At 61.2% G+C, this 18,985-nt stretch carries 15 protein-coding genes and 1 pseudogene; 7 read left to right on the top strand and 9 right to left on the bottom strand.

From position 1 onward, the window contains the following. Positions 1-7 precede the first annotated feature (7 nt). The 5 genes from IPM16_05660 to IPM16_05640 all read right to left on the bottom strand — a co-directional run bounded on the left by IPM16_05660 (position 8) and on the right by IPM16_05640 (position 7,234). On the bottom strand, positions 8-1,999 hold the full coding sequence (locus tag IPM16_05660) for a type IIA DNA topoisomerase subunit B (protein MBK9122595.1): 1,992 nt from the start codon (positions 1,997-1,999) through the stop codon (positions 8-10). 142 nt (positions 2,000-2,141) lie between these two features. Then, a complete protein-coding gene (locus tag IPM16_05655; protein ID MBK9122594.1) occupies positions 2,142-4,925 on the bottom strand; it encodes a 3'-5' exoribonuclease in 2,784 nt (927 codons plus the stop codon). Positions 4,926-5,000: 75 nt separating this feature from the next. After that, complete coding sequence (locus tag IPM16_05650) at positions 5,001-6,107, bottom strand: SPFH domain-containing protein (GenBank protein MBK9122593.1); 1,107 nt, start codon at positions 6,105-6,107, stop codon at positions 5,001-5,003. A gap of 20 nt (positions 6,108-6,127) precedes the next feature. Beyond that, a complete protein-coding gene (locus IPM16_05645; GenBank protein MBK9122592.1) occupies positions 6,128-6,658 on the bottom strand; it encodes a hypothetical protein in 531 nt (176 codons plus the stop codon). Between the two features lie 69 nt (positions 6,659-6,727). Beyond that, on the bottom strand, positions 6,728-7,234 hold the full coding sequence (locus IPM16_05640) for a zinc ribbon domain-containing protein (protein ID MBK9122591.1): 507 nt from the start codon (positions 7,232-7,234) through the stop codon (positions 6,728-6,730). A gap of 141 nt (positions 7,235-7,375) precedes the next feature. On the opposite strand from IPM16_05640, the gene IPM16_05635 reads away from it, so the two are divergent. After that, positions 7,376-8,911, top strand: coding sequence for a LysM peptidoglycan-binding domain-containing protein (locus tag IPM16_05635; protein MBK9122590.1), 1,536 nt, complete (start codon positions 7,376-7,378; stop codon positions 8,909-8,911). Here the strand turns inward: IPM16_05635 and IPM16_05630 are convergent. Together IPM16_05630 and IPM16_05625 are read right to left on the bottom strand one after the other, a co-directional pair. Next, positions 8,908-10,305: a protein kinase gene (locus IPM16_05630; GenBank protein ID MBK9122589.1), complete on the bottom strand. Its 1,398-nt coding sequence runs from the start codon at positions 10,303-10,305 to the stop codon at positions 8,908-8,910. The two genes, IPM16_05635 and IPM16_05630, sit on opposite strands and share 4 nt — an antisense overlap. Before the next feature lie 43 nt (positions 10,306-10,348). Continuing rightward, positions 10,349-11,500, bottom strand: coding sequence for a deoxyguanosinetriphosphate triphosphohydrolase (locus IPM16_05625; GenBank protein MBK9122588.1), 1,152 nt, complete (start codon positions 11,498-11,500; stop codon positions 10,349-10,351). Positions 11,501-11,619: 119 nt separating this feature from the next. On the opposite strand from IPM16_05625, the gene IPM16_05620 reads away from it, so the two are divergent. Next, positions 11,620-12,837 (top strand): hypothetical protein, encoded by a 1,218-nt coding sequence (locus IPM16_05620; protein ID MBK9122587.1) that lies wholly within the window; start codon positions 11,620-11,622, stop codon positions 12,835-12,837. A 12-nt stretch (positions 12,838-12,849) separates the two neighbouring features. Here IPM16_05620 and murA read toward each other — a convergent pair whose 3' ends face one another. Continuing rightward, a complete protein-coding gene (murA, locus tag IPM16_05615; protein ID MBK9122586.1) occupies positions 12,850-14,181 on the bottom strand; it encodes a UDP-N-acetylglucosamine 1-carboxyvinyltransferase in 1,332 nt (443 codons plus the stop codon). Positions 14,182-14,461: 280 nt separating this feature from the next. On the opposite strand from murA, the gene hisH reads away from it, so the two are divergent. From hisH to IPM16_05595, 4 genes and pseudogenes are all read left to right on the top strand, one after another. Further along, positions 14,462-15,088, top strand: coding sequence for an imidazole glycerol phosphate synthase subunit HisH (gene hisH, locus IPM16_05610; GenBank protein MBK9122585.1), 627 nt, complete (start codon positions 14,462-14,464; stop codon positions 15,086-15,088). Beyond that, entirely contained in the window at positions 15,085-15,804 is a 720-nt protein-coding gene (hisA, locus tag IPM16_05605) for a 1-(5-phosphoribosyl)-5-[(5-phosphoribosylamino)methylideneamino]imidazole-4-carboxamide isomerase (GenBank protein ID MBK9122584.1), read from the top strand. Before hisH ends, hisA begins: the two co-directional genes overlap by 4 nt. Positions 15,805-15,806: 2 nt before the next feature. Beyond that, on the top strand, positions 15,807-16,580 hold the full coding sequence (gene hisF, locus IPM16_05600) for an imidazole glycerol phosphate synthase subunit HisF (GenBank protein MBK9122583.1): 774 nt from the start codon (positions 15,807-15,809) through the stop codon (positions 16,578-16,580). A 79-nt stretch (positions 16,581-16,659) separates the two neighbouring features. Continuing rightward, positions 16,660-17,206: pseudogene (locus tag IPM16_05595) on the top strand (bifunctional phosphoribosyl-AMP cyclohydrolase/phosphoribosyl-ATP diphosphatase HisIE). Here the strand turns inward: IPM16_05595 and IPM16_05590 are convergent. Continuing rightward, on the bottom strand, positions 17,203-18,420 hold the full coding sequence (locus IPM16_05590) for a thioredoxin domain-containing protein (protein ID MBK9122582.1): 1,218 nt from the start codon (positions 18,418-18,420) through the stop codon (positions 17,203-17,205). The pseudogene IPM16_05595 and the gene IPM16_05590 sit on opposite strands and share 4 nt — an antisense overlap. A 134-nt stretch (positions 18,421-18,554) precedes the next feature. Here IPM16_05590 and IPM16_05585 point away from each other — a divergent pair, with 134 nt between their 5' ends. Beyond that, positions 18,555-18,983: an acyl-CoA thioesterase gene (locus tag IPM16_05585; protein ID MBK9122581.1), complete on the top strand. Its 429-nt coding sequence runs from the start codon at positions 18,555-18,557 to the stop codon at positions 18,981-18,983. Positions 18,984-18,985: the final 2 nt, after the last annotated feature.

The raw sequence follows: 18,985 nt of genomic DNA, 5'->3' as shown, positions 1-18,985 counted from the left end.
GACGGCGCTAGACGTCCAAATTGCGTACGCGCTTGGCGTGGGTCTGGATAAAACGGCGGCGAGGCGGGACAGCGCTGCCCATGAGCATGTCGAACACTCGATCGGCCTCCGCGGCATCTTCGATCGTCACCTGCAGCAGCGTCCGGGCTTCGGGGTTCATGGTCGTTTCCCACAACTGGTCGGCATTCATTTCGCCCAGACCCTTATAGCGCTGCACTTGCACCCGCTCGGGGTTCTTGAAGCGCTTGAGCGCCTTGGCGAGCAGTTCCTGTTCGTGCAGACCAGCTTCGTTGTAGATGTACTCGAAATCCTTACCGCTCTTGATCCGGTAGATCGGTGGCTGCGCGATGTATAAATGTCCCGACTCGACTAGTGGGCGCATGTGACGGAAGAAGAACGTCAGCAGGAGCGTACGGATATGGCTCCCGTCCACATCCGCGTCAGTCATGATAATGACACGGCTGTAGCGCAGGCGTTCAAGGGTAAAGTCGTCGCTGATACCCGTCCCAAGCGCAGAAATCAGCGCCTTGATCTCGTTGTTGTCGAGCATTTTGTCGAGGCGTGCACGCTCGGTGTTTAGGATCTTCCCGCGCAGAGGGAGAACCGCTTGGAAATGCCGGTCGCGCCCCTGCTTGGCCGTGCCGCCTGCGCTGTCGCCCTCGACGATGTAGACCTCGGCGCCATCGCCGTGTGCCGAGCAGTCGGCGAGCTTGCCCGGAAGGGTCGAACTCTCCAGTAGGCTGGGCCCGCTGCGCACCAGGTCGCGCGCCTTCTTCGCCGCCTCGCGTGCACGCTTGCTCGTCATGCACTTGTCGACGATCTTGCGTGCTTCACGCGGGTTCAGCTCAAGGAAGTCGGCCAGGGCTTCGCTGACGACCTGAGAGACCGCGCCCTGAACCTCCGGGTTCAACAGCTTCACCTTAGTCTGGCTCTCAAACTGCGGATCGGGATGCTTGATGCTCACGATCGCGGTAAGCCCCTCGAGCGTGTCACTGCCGCTGAAGTTGGCGTCCTTCTCCTTGATGTAGCCGTTCTTGCGCGCGTACCGGTTGATGACGCTGGTAATCGCCGAGCGAAGACCCGTCAGATGTGACCCGCCGTCCGGTGTATTGATGGTATTGGCGAACGCGATCTCGGTTTCCGTCGAAGCGTCTGTGTACTGGAACGCAACTTCGACACCCACGGTATATGTGCCGTGTTCGTTCGTGTAATCCACATCGCGATCCGCATAGACCGGGTCGTGCAGCGCGTCACGGTTGCGATTGAGGTAGCGCACAAACGAAGCGAGGCCGCCTTCGAAGTAGAACGTGATCTCGCGCGCGATCGGCTTCACGCGCTCGTCGCGAAGGGTCATCGTGACCTTGCGAGTCACGAATGCCATTTCGCGGAACCGCGCGGCCAGTGTCGAGAAGCTGTACTCGTTCTGGTCCATCACCGTGTAGTCCGCTTGGAATATCTGAGTGGTACCGGTCGACTCGTCATCGTCTAATGGGCGAATCTTCTCAACCGGCGTGACAGGAATACCCTGCCGGTACTCCTGACGCCACAGAAATCCATCGCGCCGCACTTCCGAAGTCAAGTGCGCGGACAGCGCATTCACCGCCGAGACGCCCACACCGTGTAGACCACCCGAGACCTTATAGGCGCTGCTGTCGAACTTGCCGCCTGCGCCGATACGCGTCATGACGAGTTCCAGCGTCGAGATCTTCTCTTTTTCGTGCAAGCCCACCGGAATACCGACGCCATTGTCGGAGACCGATACATAGTTGTCGTCGTGCAGCGTTACAACAATGGTGTCACACCGACCGGCGAGTGCTTCGTCGATCGCGTTGTCGACGACTTCATACACGAGGTGATGCAGCGCGCGGATGTCCGTCCCGCCCACGTACATGCCGGGGCGCTTGCGCACATGTTCCAACTGGCTAAGTGCCTGAATGTTGGACTCGGTGTACGCGGCGACTTGGGTCCCCGCGGTCTTACGCTCTTTGGTGGCTGTCATGCGTTCCTCGAATCAGGACACCGGCCCGCAGCATGATGCGTCGGGCAGGTGACGAACTGGCCTCGGTTTGGCCCAAGATTGTCTGACATTTGTTCTGTATTTTACCCGAAAATGGCGCGAATCGCAATCTGCGGAATAGCACCTAATTCGACGCCTTGCCGACGTCCGGGAGCCAACGCTGCGCCTCTGCACCAAGCTGGTCAAGCGGTCCTCTGACGACCTGCGCATCGGGCAGTGAATCAAGAAACGCACGGCCGTAACGGGCCGTGAGAATCCGACTGTCCAGAACCGCGACAATCCCGCGGTCCTGCGCCGAGCGGATGAGCCGGCCAAAGCCCTGTCGAAACAGCAGGACCGCCTCAGGCACGGAATAGTCGTTGAACGGGTCGGCGTACTGCTCGGAGCGGGCCGCCACGATCGGCTCGTTCGGGACGGGAAATGGCAGCTTGGCGATCAGAAGCGCGCTCAACTGCTCGCCTGCGATGTCCACGCCCTCCCACAGCGATCGCGTTCCAAGCAGCACCGCCTTGTCCGCGCGCTGGAACTGCTCGATGAGAGTCTGGCGGCTGCCGCCTTCGCTTTGCGAGAACACCTGTATCCCCACCATACCCAGCCGGGCCGAGACGTTCCGAGTTGTCTGCCGAACCTGGGCGTGGCTGGTGAAGAGCGCCATCACGCGCCCGTTGAGCGCCACCGCAAGCTGAATGAGCGCGGTGTCGATGGATCGCTGGTGTCCTTCGCGATTGCTCGGCGGTGGCGCATCTGTCGGGATGTAGACAAGCGCACTCTTGCGGTAGTCAAACGGCGACCCAAGCGCAAGTTCACGCGCAGGGGGAACCTGAAGCCTCGCCTTGACATGGTCGAACGATTCCGAGTCGCGCCCCGTGCGCAGCGTCGCGCTAGTCAGCACAACGCTTCGCCGCCGCCACAACGTCGCTTCAAGGGCTGTGCCAATGTCGATCGGTGCGCGATTGACCGCGATCGGATACTGGCCGTCTCCGCCGCTTAACCAGTACACCCAGTTGTCGTGTGTGTCTGACAGCAGGCCGCCCAGTAGATCCGCGGCTTCGCTCAGCGCGATCCGCTGCGACTGCAGCGAGTTCACGAGGTCGCGGAGCTGCGAGTCATTCGTTTCTTGCGCGATTGAATGGATGCGTCGGTTGAACTTCTCAAGCTCCGGCCCGATCCCATCCGCGAATTCATTTAGATCGCGCCCGGCCGCCAACGCTGTCGCAAACTCCGGCTCGCGCAATACGGCAGGAAGCACACGAACACCAAGAAACTGGTCCTGTCCGGCACGGTCGATCAGGTGTTCCCTGAGTTCGACCAGCCGCTGAAAGACCATTCTGAGCGCTGCTTGAAAGCCAGCCAGCGACCCCGCAACCAGCTCGACGAACCGCTCGACCCGCATCACGGTGTCGTCGTCAATCCCGAGCGCCTTGAGCCGCTGATACACGGCCGCGAGGTCGCCGCGGCGGTAGCTGCCAAGCTGTTTGACCGGCTCGAGGGCCATGTTCTCGTCAAGCCAGCGTGACGCCCCGTTGGTCACCGCACCTTCGAGATTGTGCGCTTCGTCGATGACCACCGTGTCGTAATCGATGTACGAGTCGAGCGCGGAGGTCGCCAGCAGCGCGTGATTGACGATGATGATGTCGGCGACCGTGGCCCGCCGATACGCGCTTGCCAGCGGGCACACGCCAAGCCGCGTGACCGCACACGAGGCGGGATTGCACCCGAATCCGTCGTCCGCACTCAGCCTGCGCCACAATGCGTTGTCTTGCGGGCCGCGCAAGGGCAGTTCACCGCGATCGCCGCTCCCCGCATCGTTCAGCCACACAAGCACACGGCCGAGCATAATGAGTTCGTCGCGGTCGCGCGGCCCCCGGTCGCGAAAACGCTCGAAATTCGCGAGGCACAGGTAATTGGAACGTCCTTTGAGGACGGTGGCGCGGACGTCGCTTCCAAGCACGGCTTGAAGGCGGGGGACGTCCGATCGCATCAATTGCTCCTGAAGGCTGATCGTATGGGTCGATACGACCACGGGGCGTCCGCTTTGGCGTGCCCACATTGCCGCTGGAAACAGGTATGCCAGCGACTTGCCGACTCCGGTCGCCGCCTCGACCAACAGCACGCCACCGTCTTCGACCGTCGACGCAATCGCATCGGCCATTTCCTGCTGCTGAGGTCGAGTCTCAAACTCGGTGAACGCCCGCGATACAGCGCCACCAGCGACAAACAGCGTGTCAACCGATACAGGCTTGGCCGACACCGGGCCGCTCACGTGCTGTTCGGCACTCAGGTCGTTCAGGTGCGTCCGAAACGGAACCGTGGCCCTCGTTTCGCCGATGGCCGCCTCGAAGACCGCGGTCGACGGCCAGCGCATTTGCCGCGCCGCCGACGCCAGCTCCTCAATCAGGTCGCGCGGCAGGGTGACAAGAAGCTCCCACAAACGGCCATAGAGCAGGCCGCTCGCCCGCGCGTCCGCCAGCGCCCGGTGCGCGTTGTGCAGCTCGAGGCCCAATTCGAGCGCGAGGCTGCGCAAATTGACCCGCGCGGTTCGCGGCATTAGGATCGACGCCAAGTCGAGCGTGTCGATCACGAGGTTCTCCGGCAAGATGTTGTGCTGCCCGCGTAGTATGGATATGTCGAACGACGCCATATGCGCGACGACCGGACGTCGCCCTACGAACCGGATCACATCCGGCAGCACGGCTTCGATCTCAGGCGCGCCGGCGATCGTATCGTTCGATATACCTGTCAGATCTGCGACGATTTGAGGAATCGCCTGCCGGGGGTTGACCAACGACTCGAATGCGTCGACCTCAACGCCGTCCCGAAAGAGAACGGCGGCGACCTCGATGATCTTGTCCTTTGCCGTGTCTAGGCCGGTTGTCTCGAGGTCGATCGCGACCCATTCGCCACGCATAATGCTCCAATCTGCACAAAGAAGACTGCCCGACCACGGGGCCGGGCAGTCGTATTCCATTCGTCAGCGACGACCTTACAGCTGCTTGAGGCGTTCTTCCCACTTGGCGACCAAGCGAGTGAACACTGCTTCGCTGATCTCGCCGGATGCAAGGCGTGCTTCCAACTGGTCGATCAACGCCTGGATTTCCTCACGCGTTGTGGGATTCGTAGCTTCGGGTTCCGGCGCAGCTTCGGCCGGTTTGCCACCCTGCTGATTCTGCATCATCTGCATCATCATCTGCTGCATCATCATCTGCTGCTGGGCCATCTGCTGCTGCAGCGCGGAAAGTTCGCTGTTGCCAGCCTGCGGGTTGAGCGAACCTGCCAGCCCCTGTCCGACGCCGAGACCTACGCCTGCGCCAGCAAGCGCGCCGCCGACGCCCGGGTTGCGCGCCGCCTCCATGCCGATGTCCAGCCGCTTGCTGCGTTCGAGCACGTTCAGCCATACCTCGAGCGGCACAAGGTCGCGTAGATCTTCGACCGGCACGTTGACGGTGTCGAACGGGTTCGCCTCAAACGCCTTGATCTCGATGCCGACCTGATCGAACTTCTCGTTCAGATTGACCAGCGCCGCGCCTTCGATCTCCTCCAGCACGCGGTTAGCGTCGATCAGCGATTCTACGCCCGACTTGAGCAGTATCGAATTGATCTCGCCCAGAAGAATCGTCTGCAGGCGATCCTTGATATCGCGCATCGTGGTGATCGCTTTGCCGATGCCGTACTGCTTGAGGAAACGCATCGGCTCGTTTACGCGAATCTCCATCACGCCGTGCGTGCGCAGCAGCATGATGCCAAGACCGGTCTTGACCTCAATATAAATCGGCTTCGAGGTACCCCAGCCGACCTGCGGCATATCCTTAAGGTTGACGAAGTAGACGTCCGCGGTGAACGGCGTGCGCCCGCTGGTCGCCAGCCCGATCAAACCGGAAAGGATCGGCAGGTTCGCAACGCTAAGAACGTGACGCCCGGGGCCAAACGCGTCCAGAGCCTGCCCGGCGCGCACAAAGATCGCCGCCTGGCTTTCGCCGACAATCAGCTGCGACCCAAAGCGCAGGTCGCCGCTGCCTTGCTGAGGAACGCGAAATACAAGCTCCTCGTCAGCGACGTTGGTATGATCGACAACATCGATAATTCGCGGCATGGTTCAGCAGCTCCTTGTGCCTACTCAGTCTCAAAGCCCAGAATTACGTCGTCACGCAGTTGGAACGCGTCGTTGGCTTCTTCGACCGCAGCGGTAAGCCCATCGAGCGCCGCCCGCATGTCTTCGTTGGAACCAATCGACTTCTCTAGAATGTCGAGGGCCGCGTCAATCGAGTCTAGGTACGAGAGCTGTGCCTCGTCGAACGCGTAGATCTTGTCCAACTCTTCGGTGCCGATCTTGATCTGCGCCCACATGCCGTCGTACTTCGGGGCAGCCGTTTTGACCCGATCGCGGTAGGTCTGCAGTTTGGTCTTTGCGCTGCGTGTTGCGCTCATCATCATTAGCCCGCCCCCATCGAGGACACGTTTCTCGATCCGGATGAGGCGGTCCAAACGTTGATCGAGCTGTTCGGAAATGTGATCGCGCAAGAGTCGATCCGCCGTACGCCGCGCCTGTTTCTCCTGATATCCCTTGAAGCCCGGGATACGGGCAATCAGTTTCTCTAACCCGCCACGCTGTGACACAATCTTCTCGTACAGTTCCGATGGCATGCGAATTCCCCTTACCAAAGGCATCAAGTCATACGTTACAGCATACCGCAGATTAGGTTCTTGCGCACGTTATACGTCGTAGTGTTCGGTACGGCACACCGGGCACACATGCGGTATCTCCCCGTCGGGCAGCGGCTGTCCGCAATGTAGGCAAGCCGCCGTCTCCTGCAGATATCCCCCCGGCTTGGGGTAGACGATACCCGTCTCCCAGTTGATCGCCGCCGGCAGGACATCGATAGCAGTTAACTCGCGAATCTGCGCGCCGACCTCACCAACCGGAACGTGCAGTTCCTCCGCCAGCTTGGCGAATGTTGCGTTTTCGGCCAACCCTAGTGCATCCACGAGCTTACGCTGTAGCGACGTCTCCGAGACATGCGCCGCGTCGCGCTGTTCGCCGCGCGCAAACAGGTATATTCCACCCGCCGTCGCAGCGGTGACGACCCCAAATAGCACAAAGGCGAGCGGGAACATGGCGTCGAACGATTGTGTCCGCGACACCTCGGACGCAAGGTACAATCCACCGGCAATAGCGGCGATCAACGAGAATCCTAGAAGCAGTTTTCCGGCGGTCTGCATACTCTGCCCCACGGGTAATTGAAAGCGAAGTATAGACTGCAATATCCAGCGCGTGCACGGGTCTAATGTGCTGGTACAAGCTGCTGTGGCTATAATACGGGAAGACGTGGCGCGAACGCGAACCAAAGCGGGGGACATGGCATGCTGAGGCGGTACATGATTCTGGTCGGGTTTGGCCTGCTCCTCGCTGTACTGGTCGGCCCCTCCGCTTCCCTCCACGCACAGTCGACTACGCCCACGGCGACCCCCGAAGGACAGACGTACATCGTTCAACCCGGAGACACGCTGTTCAGTATCGCGCGACGCTTTGCAGTGTCGTCCAACGACCTGATTCGAGTCAACGGTATTACGGATCCGAATCGCATCCGCGTCGGCCAGCGGCTTGTGATCCCGGACGGCACATCATCGTCATCCACCCCCACCCCACGGCCAACTATTCGCCCCACAGGCCCGGTGGCTACGTCCGCGCCGGTCACGGATTTCGTGCTGCCCGGCGATACGTTAGCTTCGGTTGCTCGGCGCAACGGCACAACGGTTACGGAGCTGATCAGGCTGAACAACATCGTCAATCCGGACGTCATCCTCGTCGGGCAGCGGCTCATAGTGCGCGACAGTTCGGCTGCGGCTGGCGCCGACGACGGCAGCGTGCCTGCGCTTCCGTACGCCGAGCTTGGGCTGGGTATTTCGATCTTCGTCCAAGATCAGCCCCCAACGGTCGTCATCGATCGCGTAACCGAACTGCCGCTCGACTGGGTGAAGATTGACGTGGGCTGGGCGCAGGTCGAACCGTCGCCGGGCGTGTATAACTTCGTCGTACTCGATCAGGTGGTGGATGCGCTTTCGCGCCGGCGAGTACGCATCCTGTTGACCGTAAGCGGATCGCCTCAGTGGGCACGAACATCGACAGCTGAAGGCGGCCCACCAGACGACTTCGCAATGTTCGGATCATTTATGAGCGTGATGGCGGAGCACTTCGCCGGGCGCGTTGGGGCGTACCAAATCTGGTCCGAGCCGAATTTGCGGCGTGAGTGGTCGAGCGACGTGCACCGGATCGACCCGGCGAGCTACTTCGAACTGCTCACCGTGGCGTGGCAGTCGGTCAAGGCCGTCGACCCAAGTGCGTACATCGTGTCTGCCGGCCTCGCGCCAACCGGCTTCAACGACGGCGTGAATGCTCTCAACGATCGCCTGTACCTGCAGTCGCTGTACGATCTCGGGCTAAAGGAGATATCCGACGCTATCGCCGTTCATGCGCTCGGCTTCGGCAATCCGCCGGATGCCGACTGCTGCCAGCGACCGGTCGGTGTCGAAAGCCACTACGAGAATCGCAGCTTCTTCTTCAAAAACACGCTCGAAGACTATCGCGCCATCATGAACGCCAACGGTGACGAGCGCCCGCTGTGGGTGACCAAGTTTGGATGGGGGACGAGCGAGGACACTGACTCGCCCGGAGAGCAGTTCGTATACGTCACCTACAACAGCCTGATCGAACAGGCCAACTATGTGCCTCGGGCGTTTGCGCTCGCCGATGAACTGGGCTACGTCGGGCCAATGTTCCTGTTCAACTTCAATGGCTGCCAGTTTGCGGTGTTCCGGCCTGAGGAGTGCTACTTCAGCCTGCTCGGCCCAAGCGGGTCGCCCCGCGCGGCCTTCAACGCACTGCGCAACTATCGTTAGCCGCGAGCCTGCAGCACCGCGAGGTACAGCGGAATCAGACACGCGACAGCCACCAGTGCAAGAACCGCGAGGGCAATCGTGACTGGGTCGAACAACGGGCGCGGGGGCTCTGCAGGCGCAATGGGCCGCATCGCGCGCGAGTTGTAGAATGTCGGATCCACCGGTGGCTGCGGCGGCGGAGTCAGTGACGACGCCGGCTGTGACATCCGATGGGTCTGCGGCCGAACCGACGACAGATTGGACATCTGTCCGGGAGCTTCCGGCGCCGCGTTAAATCGCTGCGTCATCGGTGCGCCCTGGCCCGGCGGCATCTGCGGGCGAACCGTCGGAGGCGGAGGCGTCACGGCACCCGTCTGGTGCGGTGGCACCGGATATGCCGGGTTAACGCGCGAATCCTGCCTCGGCGCCGGGATCGGCGCCATCGGGCCAGTTCCGGGCCGGATCGGAACGGGCCGCGCAGCAGGCTGTTGAGGCTGTGGCTGAGGCGCGTTCGGCGGCGGGGCCATCGGGCGCGATTGCCCCGTGCCGATACCGCGCAGACTGTCGCGCAATGTCAGCAGCACCTTCATCAATTCGTCGGCGTCACGGTAGCGTGCTGCCGGCGACTTGTCCATCGCCCTACGAACAATGCGAACGAGGTTATCGGGAATACCCGTCGCCAAATCGGAGACGAGCGGCGGCTCTTCCTTCACGTGCGCGCGCGCCAAATCACGCTGGTTGGTACCGGTGAATGGCAGCTTGCCAGTCAGCATCTCGAACATGACGATGCCGATGGAATACACGTCCGACGCGGGCGTCGGCCGCTCGCCAGTCGCTTGTTCCGGCGAGAAGTAGTGCGGGCTTCCCCACACGACGTCTTCGCGCGTTCCGGGCTGGGTTTCGCTCAGCGCACGCGCAATGCCGAAATCTGTCACCTTCACGAGTTGATGATTGTTCGTGATCAACACGTTCTGCGGTTTGACATCGGCGTGGACAATCTCGGCTCGATGCGCGAAGCCGATGCCGGCACATACGCTTATGCCGAAGTGAAGCGCCTGCTCGATGGTCAACCCGTTGTCGCCATTGGCCTGATTCGCCTCGCGAATGATGTGCTTGAGGTCGGAGCCTTCAATGAACTCCATGACCATATAATGCATCTCGCCTTTCGGCCCAATCGAACGCCCGACATCGTGAACAGTCACGATGTTCGGGTGCGATAGCCGGGCGATGTTGCGCGCCTCAAGCTGGAACTTCTCGATGAACTCCGGGTTAGAAGTCATGCTCGGGCGAAGAATCTTGATCGCGACCGTACGGCCCAACAGACGATCGGTCGCGCGATAGATCACGGCCATCCCGCCCGATCCCTGCTGGGAGATCAGGACGTAACGGTCGTTCAGTACGGTCTCTGTTGACATTGAGTGTGCCTGTTGGCCTAACCTGTCCGAATTGTATAGCACTTTACGGGTGCGTCAACGCGTCGTACATCCTACGATACTCCAGCGCTGCGCTTCGATCGGTGAGGCATGCAATGTAGTCAGTGACGACTCGATGCACGCTGTCCGCGCCAATTCGCGCTTGCCACGCCCTCGGCAGCTGTCGCGGCTCGGCAACGTAGCTGCTAAACAGACCTTGGATGATGCGGTCGGATCGCCGTGCGACCGTGATCACGCTTGGGCTGTGATACATATTGGCATACAGAAACCGCTTGAGTTCTTTGCTGTAATCGCGCATTGGTTCGCTGAACTGCACGATGTTCTCGGGAAGATTCTGGACATCGGTCGGCGACTGCGGTTTGAGCGATCTTAGTCGCTCAGCCGTGGTTTCAAGCAGGTCATCGACCAATAGACCGATTTGCTCCCGGATCACGTAGTGCCGGCGGACGTCCGTCATCGGCTCCGAGCCGATTTGGACTCGATCGCGGAGTACACGCCAGATACCGAGGTCTTCAAGCTGTTCGGCGCGGATCAGCCCCGATAACAGCCCGTCGTCGAGATCGTGCGCGCCGTACGCGAGTTCGTCAACGATGTTGGCGATCTGTGCTTCCAGCGTCCCCCGCGTCGTCGGGTCCAGCCCCATCAATCCGCTGAGATCTAGTGATGCCTCGTGCTTGGCGATGCCCTCCAGCGTCTCACGGGTCAGGTTCAGTCCACGCCACCGCTCGTAACGCTCTTCAAGGACCGTGACTACACGAAAACTCTGCGCGTTGTGGTTGAAACCGCCGTGATCGTGCATCAGGCGGTCGAGTGACTCCTCCCCGGCGTGACCGAAGGGCGGATGTCCTAGGTCGTGCGCAAGGCAGATCGCCTCGACAAGGTCTTCGTTGGCGCCCAGCGCACGCGCCACCGTGCGGCCGATCTGCGCGACTTCCAACGTATGTGTCAAGCGTGTTCGATAGTAGTCACCGGCGTCGTTGACGAACACCTGCGTCTTGTATTCCAGTCGCCTGAACGCGGCGCTGTGAACGATCCGGTCGCGGTCTCTCTGGAACACCGTTCGGTACCGCGGTTCCTCTTCAGGAGACAGCCTGCCGCGGCTGTTTGCGCTGGCGAACGCGTACGGCGCGAGCCGATCAAGCTCATATCGTTCCAAATCGGTGCGGGTCGAGATCATGGCAGCCCTGCCGTTCTGTGATTGCCCTACTCCATTCTAGCGCCGATTGCATACAATAAAGGCGGCCGGGGCCGTGTGGTATAATCTGGCAGTTGTGCACGTTGAACGGGATGCAATCAATGGACATCCAGCAGGCCTTGCGTCTCATTGAATGGCTCGACGAAGAGCGACGGCGCGACCGCACAACCATCGCAACGTTGGAAGAACGGCTCGGCCAGCAAAATGAGGCTGTCGCGAACTTGACCCGGCGCCTCAACAGCCTTGAATCAGACCAGTCGGTGATTCGCTCCGACTACGTCCCCACGACAGCGACCAACGAAGCGCTCGACCAGATGCGGCGCGACATGCGCCAGATGATCGAGTCCGTCGAAACCAAACGACTGAACGCGGAACGTGAGTCACAGCGCCTTGCCGAACTCAATCGTGAACAGATCCTGCGTATCGTCCGCGAACTGGATGACAAGTCGGATCGGATCGCCCGCCAGACCGGCGAAATCCCTGCCTTCCAGCACGAGCGTGACCGGTTTGCCGGGCAGCTTGCCGACATGCAGCTCCGGCTCGAGGATCTCGGCAAGCGCCTCGAAGACCCTGACCGCCGTATCGCCTATCTCGAGGAGCAGCGCCGGCAGGACGCGCGCCGCATTTCCGAACTCGAGGCGCAGCTGCTCGAGCTGCGCAAGGGTTTGGACGCGGTCCGCCCGAAGATCGCACTGATCGAAGACCTGTCGCTGCGCAACGAACGGCGTATTCAGGAAATCGCAAACACCGATCGCGAACGGCGCGAGCAGATTCAGCAGTTCATTGACCAGCAGACGCTCATGCTTCAGGAGCGCGATCAAGAAGTTGCCGCGTTGGTCAAGCGCTTCGAGGAACACGACCGGGCGATGGAACAGAATATCGCGCGCTTCGAGACGTGGTCCGAGGCGTACCGTTCGATGCGCCAGATCATTGACGATTTCCACCGTATCGGCGAACGGCTCGAGCGCAGGATCAACGAGGTTGCGGAAATGCAGCGCCTCAGCGAAGACCGCTTCCGGCAGGAGTGGAACGACTATCGCACCGACGATCAGAAGCGCTGGAAGCAGTACACGCTCTCTAACGACGAGGTATGGCGCCGTCACGACGAGGACTTCGCCGACTTCCTCAAGACGGTGCAGGCCATTCAAGCCGAATTGGGACCGCTCAACACGAGTGTTCAGCGCCTTTGGCAGCTCGAGCGCGAACGCGTGGCGCTCTACAGCGAGCGTACGCAGGATTTGCTCAAGCGCTTCGACGTCGAGCCTGACACCGAGGGGACCAACGGATCGGCTGTTGGGAGCCGCAACGGTCTCGGCTAACCACCGACAAGCCTAGTGCTCAAACGAAAAGACTGGCATTTCGCGCGTGTCTTGCGGGCCTTCGTTCACGCGCTCGATCCGCGCACCGAGGTCGCGCAGTTTCTGCTCGACACGCTCGTAGCCCCGGTCGATCTGCCTAACGTTGGCGATACGCGTCGTACCCGGGGCCGCGAGCGCCGCCAGCAGGATGGCCATGCCCGCGCGAATATCGGGGCTTGTAACCATCGGAACCGCCGTTAGCGCAGTCGGGCCTTGGACGAGGACACGGTGCGGATCGCACAGCGTGATGCGCGCGCCCATTTGTACCAGTTTGTCGGTGAAGAACAAGCGGCTTTCGAACATCCAGTCGTGGAACATCACCGCGCCGCGGCTCTGCGTGGCGATCACGAGCGCGATGCTCATTAGGTCGGCGGGAAATGCCGGCCATGGCTGTGCCTTGATAATCGGGATACGGCCACCGAGGTCGGGCGTAATCGTGAGGTTCTGCGACTCCGGCACGACGATGTCTTCGCCGTCCACCGTCCATTGGACGCCCAGACGGCCAAACACCAGCTCAACCATCGACAAGACGCCCGGATCGGCGTCCACGATTCGGATCGAGCCACCGGTAAGAACGCTCGCACCGATCCAGCTACCAACCTCCATATAGTCAGCGCCGACTCGCACATCGCAGCCATGCAGTCGTTCCACACCGTGGATGGTGAGGCGGTTTGAGCCGATCCCCTCGATCTGCGCCCCCATCGCCACCAGCATGTGACAAAGATTCTGAACGTGCGGTTCGCTCGCCGCATTGCTGATCTCGCTGGTGCCGCTGGCCATTACAGCGGCCAGAATGGCGTTTTCGGTTGCCGTCACGCTCGCTTCGCTCAACAGGATCGCCGCTCCGGTCAGCTTCTCGGCAGACATGGCAAACATTCCGCGCTCGTAGTGCACACTGGCGCCGAGCTTGCGCAGTGCCGAGACGTGCGTATCAAGCCTCCGTTCACCGATCACGTCACCACCGGGCATCGGGACCGTGATCGCCCCTGTACGCGCCAGCATGGGACCGGCAAAGACGAAGCTGGTGCGGATTCGCTGCGCCAACGACGGGTCGAGCGTGTCCGACTTGATGTCGGCGGCTCGAACGCGTAACGTTGTCGCGTCCAGCCATTCCACGTCGACGCCAAGCCGGTGCATGATCTCCAGCGTCACCCGGACATCGAGAATGTCGGGGACGTTGCGGATGGTCACCGCCTCGTCGGTAAGCATGCATGCCGGCAGCATCTTGAGTATCGCGTTCTTGTTCCCACCCGGGCGAACTGATCCCCGAAGCGGTACCCCACCCTCAATGATGAAGTGTTCCATCTGCCGATCGCCTTCAGATATGGGTCGTTATGGCTGCGCTGCGGGCCAAACAGCCGCTGACCGCTGCGCACGCACCCGATGCTAACCGCCGCCGGCCGCGTTGACAAGCACCGGGTGCGCCGATATACTTCGCGCATGCTTACGTACTGGACGCATCACCACGGTTGCATCAAAAAGGCTCCGCGTTGAACTGAGTCCAGCTTTACCGTGTCAATCAAGGTATCGCCCGCGCAGTTCGACGCGGGCGTTTCGTTTCCTGAAAGAGGAAAGCGAGGTGTCCATGCTGGCAGTGGTCGATTACGGTGCAGGCAATCTGCGCAGTGTGATGCATGCCCTGCGCCACCTCGATGCGCATGACGTCGAGATCGTGCGCGACCCTGAGGCCCTCGAACGGGCTACCTCGATCATCTTGCCCGGTGTCGGTGCGTTTGGCGCAGGCATGCACATCCTGAACGAGACCGGACTAGCTTCCGCTGTCATCGACGCAGTTCGGCGCGGTGTGCCATATCTGGGTATCTGTCTGGGGATGCAGTTCCTGTTCGACTACTCCGATGAAATGGGCAGGCACAACGGCCTCGGCCTGTTGGCAGGACGCGTCACGCGTTTCTCGCCGACACTGGGGCTCAAAGTTCCCCACATGGGATGGAATCAGGTCGATGTCGTGCGCGATTCCCCGATCTTTCGCGACCTGCCAGATGCGCCTTATGCCTACTTCGTTCACAGTTACTACTGCATACCTGAGCGCGCGACCGACATCACAGCGACCGTCGACTACGGTGGGCCGTTCTGTGTCGCCGTCCAGCGCGACCACATCTTTGGCGTGCAGTTCCACCCGGAAAAGAGCCAGATCACCGGCCTCACGGTGCTTTCGAATTTCCTGAAGCTCGCGCAGGAGTCGATCGCGTGATTATCTACCCGGCGCTCGATCTCAAGTCCGGTCAAGTCGTGCGGCTCAAGGAAGGTGTCGACGCGAACACGACCGTATTCAGCACCGATCCGGTACGCGTCGCACAGGACTTCGCTGGCCGTGGGGCAAAATGGCTGCACGTCGTCAATCTCGATGGGGCATTCGCACGCGCCAACGACAATCTGCACGTGCTAGAGGTGATCGCCGCGGTCGGTCTTCCTGTGCAATTTGGCGGCGGGCTTCGCTCGCTTGACGACGTGACTACTGCGCTTGAGTGCGGTGCGGCGCGCGTCGTCCTCGGGACGGTGGCCGTGCGCAACCCCGAGCTGGTGCGCGAGGCGGTCAACGCCTTTGGGGCAGATCGCGTGTGTATCGGGCTTGACTCACGAGACGGCAAAGTGACCACGCATGGATGGACCGAGCAGTCCGAGACGACCCCGGCAGAGCTGGGGCGCGCTGTCGCCGCTGTCGGTGTCAGGCACGCGCTATTCACCGATGTCTCGCGCGATGGCATGCTCACCGGTGTGAATGTGGACGCAACCGTTGCACTGGCGCGTGATACCGGGCTGAACGTTATAGCGTCGGGCGGTGTGAGTTCGCTCGACGACATTCGCCGGCTTGCTGGCAGCGGCATGGTTGCCGGCGCCATCATCGGAATGGCGCTGTACACGGGCGCAATTCGTCTGGAAGACGCGATACGAGAAGGATCAGCTTAGTCATGTTGGCAAAGCGCATCATCCCTTGCCTCGACGTTCACAACGGGCGGGTCGTAAAAGGCGTGAACTTCGTCAACCTTGTCGATGCCGGCGATCCGGTCGAACAGGCCGCGTTTTACGACCGTGAAGGCGCCGATGAACTCGTCTTCCTCGACATCACGGCGTCGCACGAAGGACGCGCCACGACGCTCGAAATGGTCCGCAGTGTCGCCGACACGTTGTTCATCCCATTCTGTGTCGGCGGAGGCATTCGTACAATCGACGACATCCGCGATACGCTGCTCTCCGGAGCAGATAAGGTTTCGATCAACAGCGCGGCGGTTCGCACGCCCGACTTGATTGACGCTGGAGCGTGGGCATTCGGGAGCCAGTGTATCGTCGTTGCCATCGATCCCAAGCGAATCGACGGCGAGTGGATCGTACACATCAACGGTGGGCGCATCCCTACGCCGCTGCGGGCGGTCGAGTGGGCGAGAGAGTGCGAATCGCGCGGGGCAGGCGAAATACTGCTGACAAGTATGGATCGAGACGGTACAAAAGCGGGTTACGCTCTCGAACTTACCGCGGCTGTCGCTGAAGCCGTAACGATCCCCGTGATCGCATCAGGCGGGGCGGGCAGCGCCGAACACTTCGCAGACGCATTGACGGTGGGCGGCGCCGACGCGGCGCTGGCCGCAAGTCTGTTTCACTTCAACGAACTGCGCGTCGGCGACCTGAAGCGTTATCTGGATGAACGTGGGGTATCTGTGCGCATGACCGGCTGGGAGAACACATAGCGTGGACGCAGTCAGCGTTGACCAGATTAAGTGGGACTCGAACGGGTTGGTCGCGGCGATCGTACAAGATGCTGCTACCATGCAGGTGCTGACCGTGGCCTACATGAACCGGCAGTCGCTCCAGATGACGCTGGAGCTTGGCGAGACCGTGTTTTGGAGTCGGTCTCGGCAGGCGTTGTGGCACAAAGGCGAAACGAGTGGCAACACCCAGCGCGTCGTTCGTATATTGGTGGATTGCGACGCGGACGCGCTGCTGATCGAGGTCGAACCCGCAGGGCCAGCCTGCCACACCGGTGAAATCTCATGTTTCCACCGTGTACTCCGTAAGGAAAGCACCCGTGACTAGTATCTTGAATCGGCTCGAAACCCTAATCGCTGATAGGCGCAGCCACCCGAAGGCGGGCAGCTACACCAACACGCTCATCGACGCCGGGCTGCCGAAGATGGCCCAGAAGGTCGGAGAAGAGGCGGTGGAGGTCGTCATCGCGGCGCTTGCGCAGGACAAGCCTCGCCAAGTCTCCGAGAGTGCCGACCTCCTCTACCACCTACTCGTACTGTGGTCGGAGCTGGGCGTAAGCCTTGCCGATATCGAGGCTGAGCTCGCCCAACGCCACAAGCCTGACTAACGGATGTAGTCGTCGAGGCCGTCGTAACCCGTCCATTCGGCCGCGCCCGCATCCTCAAGCAACAGCGCCATCGCATCGTCAGAGAAGTACTGCGCGCCAACTACAAGGCTTTCCTCGCTCAAACCGTCGTCCGGAGCGGTCAAGACGATGACGATCGTCGCGATATCCGGGTAGATGATATACAGAACCGCGCTGCCGTCATCCGTGCTGAATCCGAGCGCCAACGACGGGTCGCCGAGATTGTCGACCACATCGCCGAGTCCGTAATCTGATACATCGATCAGCGAGATAATGTCGACCTCACCGGCGGCATTCGCGATGATGTAGTTTGGCTCGTTGAGTCGGCTGTCGAATCGGCGCCACGTCAGTGCGTCCGCGTCGCCGGTCGATGTCTCGGTAATCTCCACATGCTGGCGATCATCGCGGATGATGTCAAGCGCGTCGATCAACAGCGTTTGCCCCGGCGTAATCCCCTGCCAGCACGGGTTTGCGCACCCCGAGTCCGTCACGAGGCTTGCCAAGAGCGGCGACGGGACAATCACCACCGACGATACGTCCTCCGCCTCAACGATTTCGGTCAAGAGGCTGATGGGCAGACCGCCGCGGTTGAAGATTTGGTCGCGCAGGTACGCCCAACCCAACGTGCCATCTTCAAGTCGCACCGCAGTTGCAGGCGTCCCGCTGACGCCAAGAGCCGTGCCAAGATCGAGGTCGGTGATGTACTGCGAGGCGTCGGCGGCGCATGTATCCAGTTTCGCGACATCCAAGTCGAGAGCCTCTGCAAGCGCTTCCGAGGTGTTAGGGCCGATCTGACCTTCACCCGCGAGGCTGTACAGAACGTCATGCGCAGGCCAGAACGCGCCGTCGCGCTGTACCTCGGCACACTCTGCCAACTGCGCCGTAAGCGCCGAGTACGTCGGGTGAACGATGGGGTACAGCCGATACTCAAGCCGTGCTTGGCCTGTGCGGACAAACGCGTCGATGAATTCGTGCGTAGTCTCGACATACGTCTGGCAATGCGGGCACATGAAATCGGCGAACACGACGACTGCAATAGGGGCGTCAAGGCTTCCGAGTACGAAGCCCCCGTCGTCCGCCCGCGATGTCTCGATACCATCATAAAAGGCGAGGGGATCGTCGCCTTGAGCATATACACTAGCGGACACGAACACTGCCGCGAGAACCACTGCAACCGTCAAACTGAGCCTGCGCATTGCCATTACCTCACACCGGCCGAACGTTGATGTCGACATCGAGTCGAGGCCTGAAGTATACCCCGACACCAGCCGTCCGCCGCCGCAACGCGGTACAATTTCCCAGATGCTTCGACTACTCTCAGGGGTTGCCAATGCTGCCAACCGACCGCTTCGTCGCCGAGTCCGTCCTGTGGGTCAGATACGCCGAGACGGATGCCATGCGGATTGTCCACCACAGCCAGTACCTCGTCTATTTCGAGGAGGCGCGCAGCGAGTACATGCGCCAGCGTGGCGAGAACTATGCCCGCTTCGAAGAGGACGGGTTCAATCTCGCCGTGACTGAGGCGCATGTGCGTTATGCGCGCCCAGCAGTCTACGGCCAGCAGATCCGCGTGCGGTGCTGGATCTCTGAGGTACAAAGCCGGGGCATGCGTTTTGTCTATCAGGTGACCAATGCAGACACCGGCGACGTGCACGCGACCGGAGAAACACGCCACATTTGCGTGAAGCGTGACGGCACCGTCGCGCTCATTCCGCCGCGTTGGCGCGACTGGGCATCTGCCGGCACTGCGCCGAAGTAGCT

This window comes from Candidatus Flexicrinis affinis (assembly GCA_016716525.1).
GTDB lineage: Bacteria > Chloroflexota > Anaerolineae > Aggregatilineales > Phototrophicaceae > Flexicrinis > Flexicrinis affinis.
The sequence above is the reverse complement of the archived record's forward strand: the minus strand, read 5'-3'. Positions and strand labels throughout refer to the sequence as shown.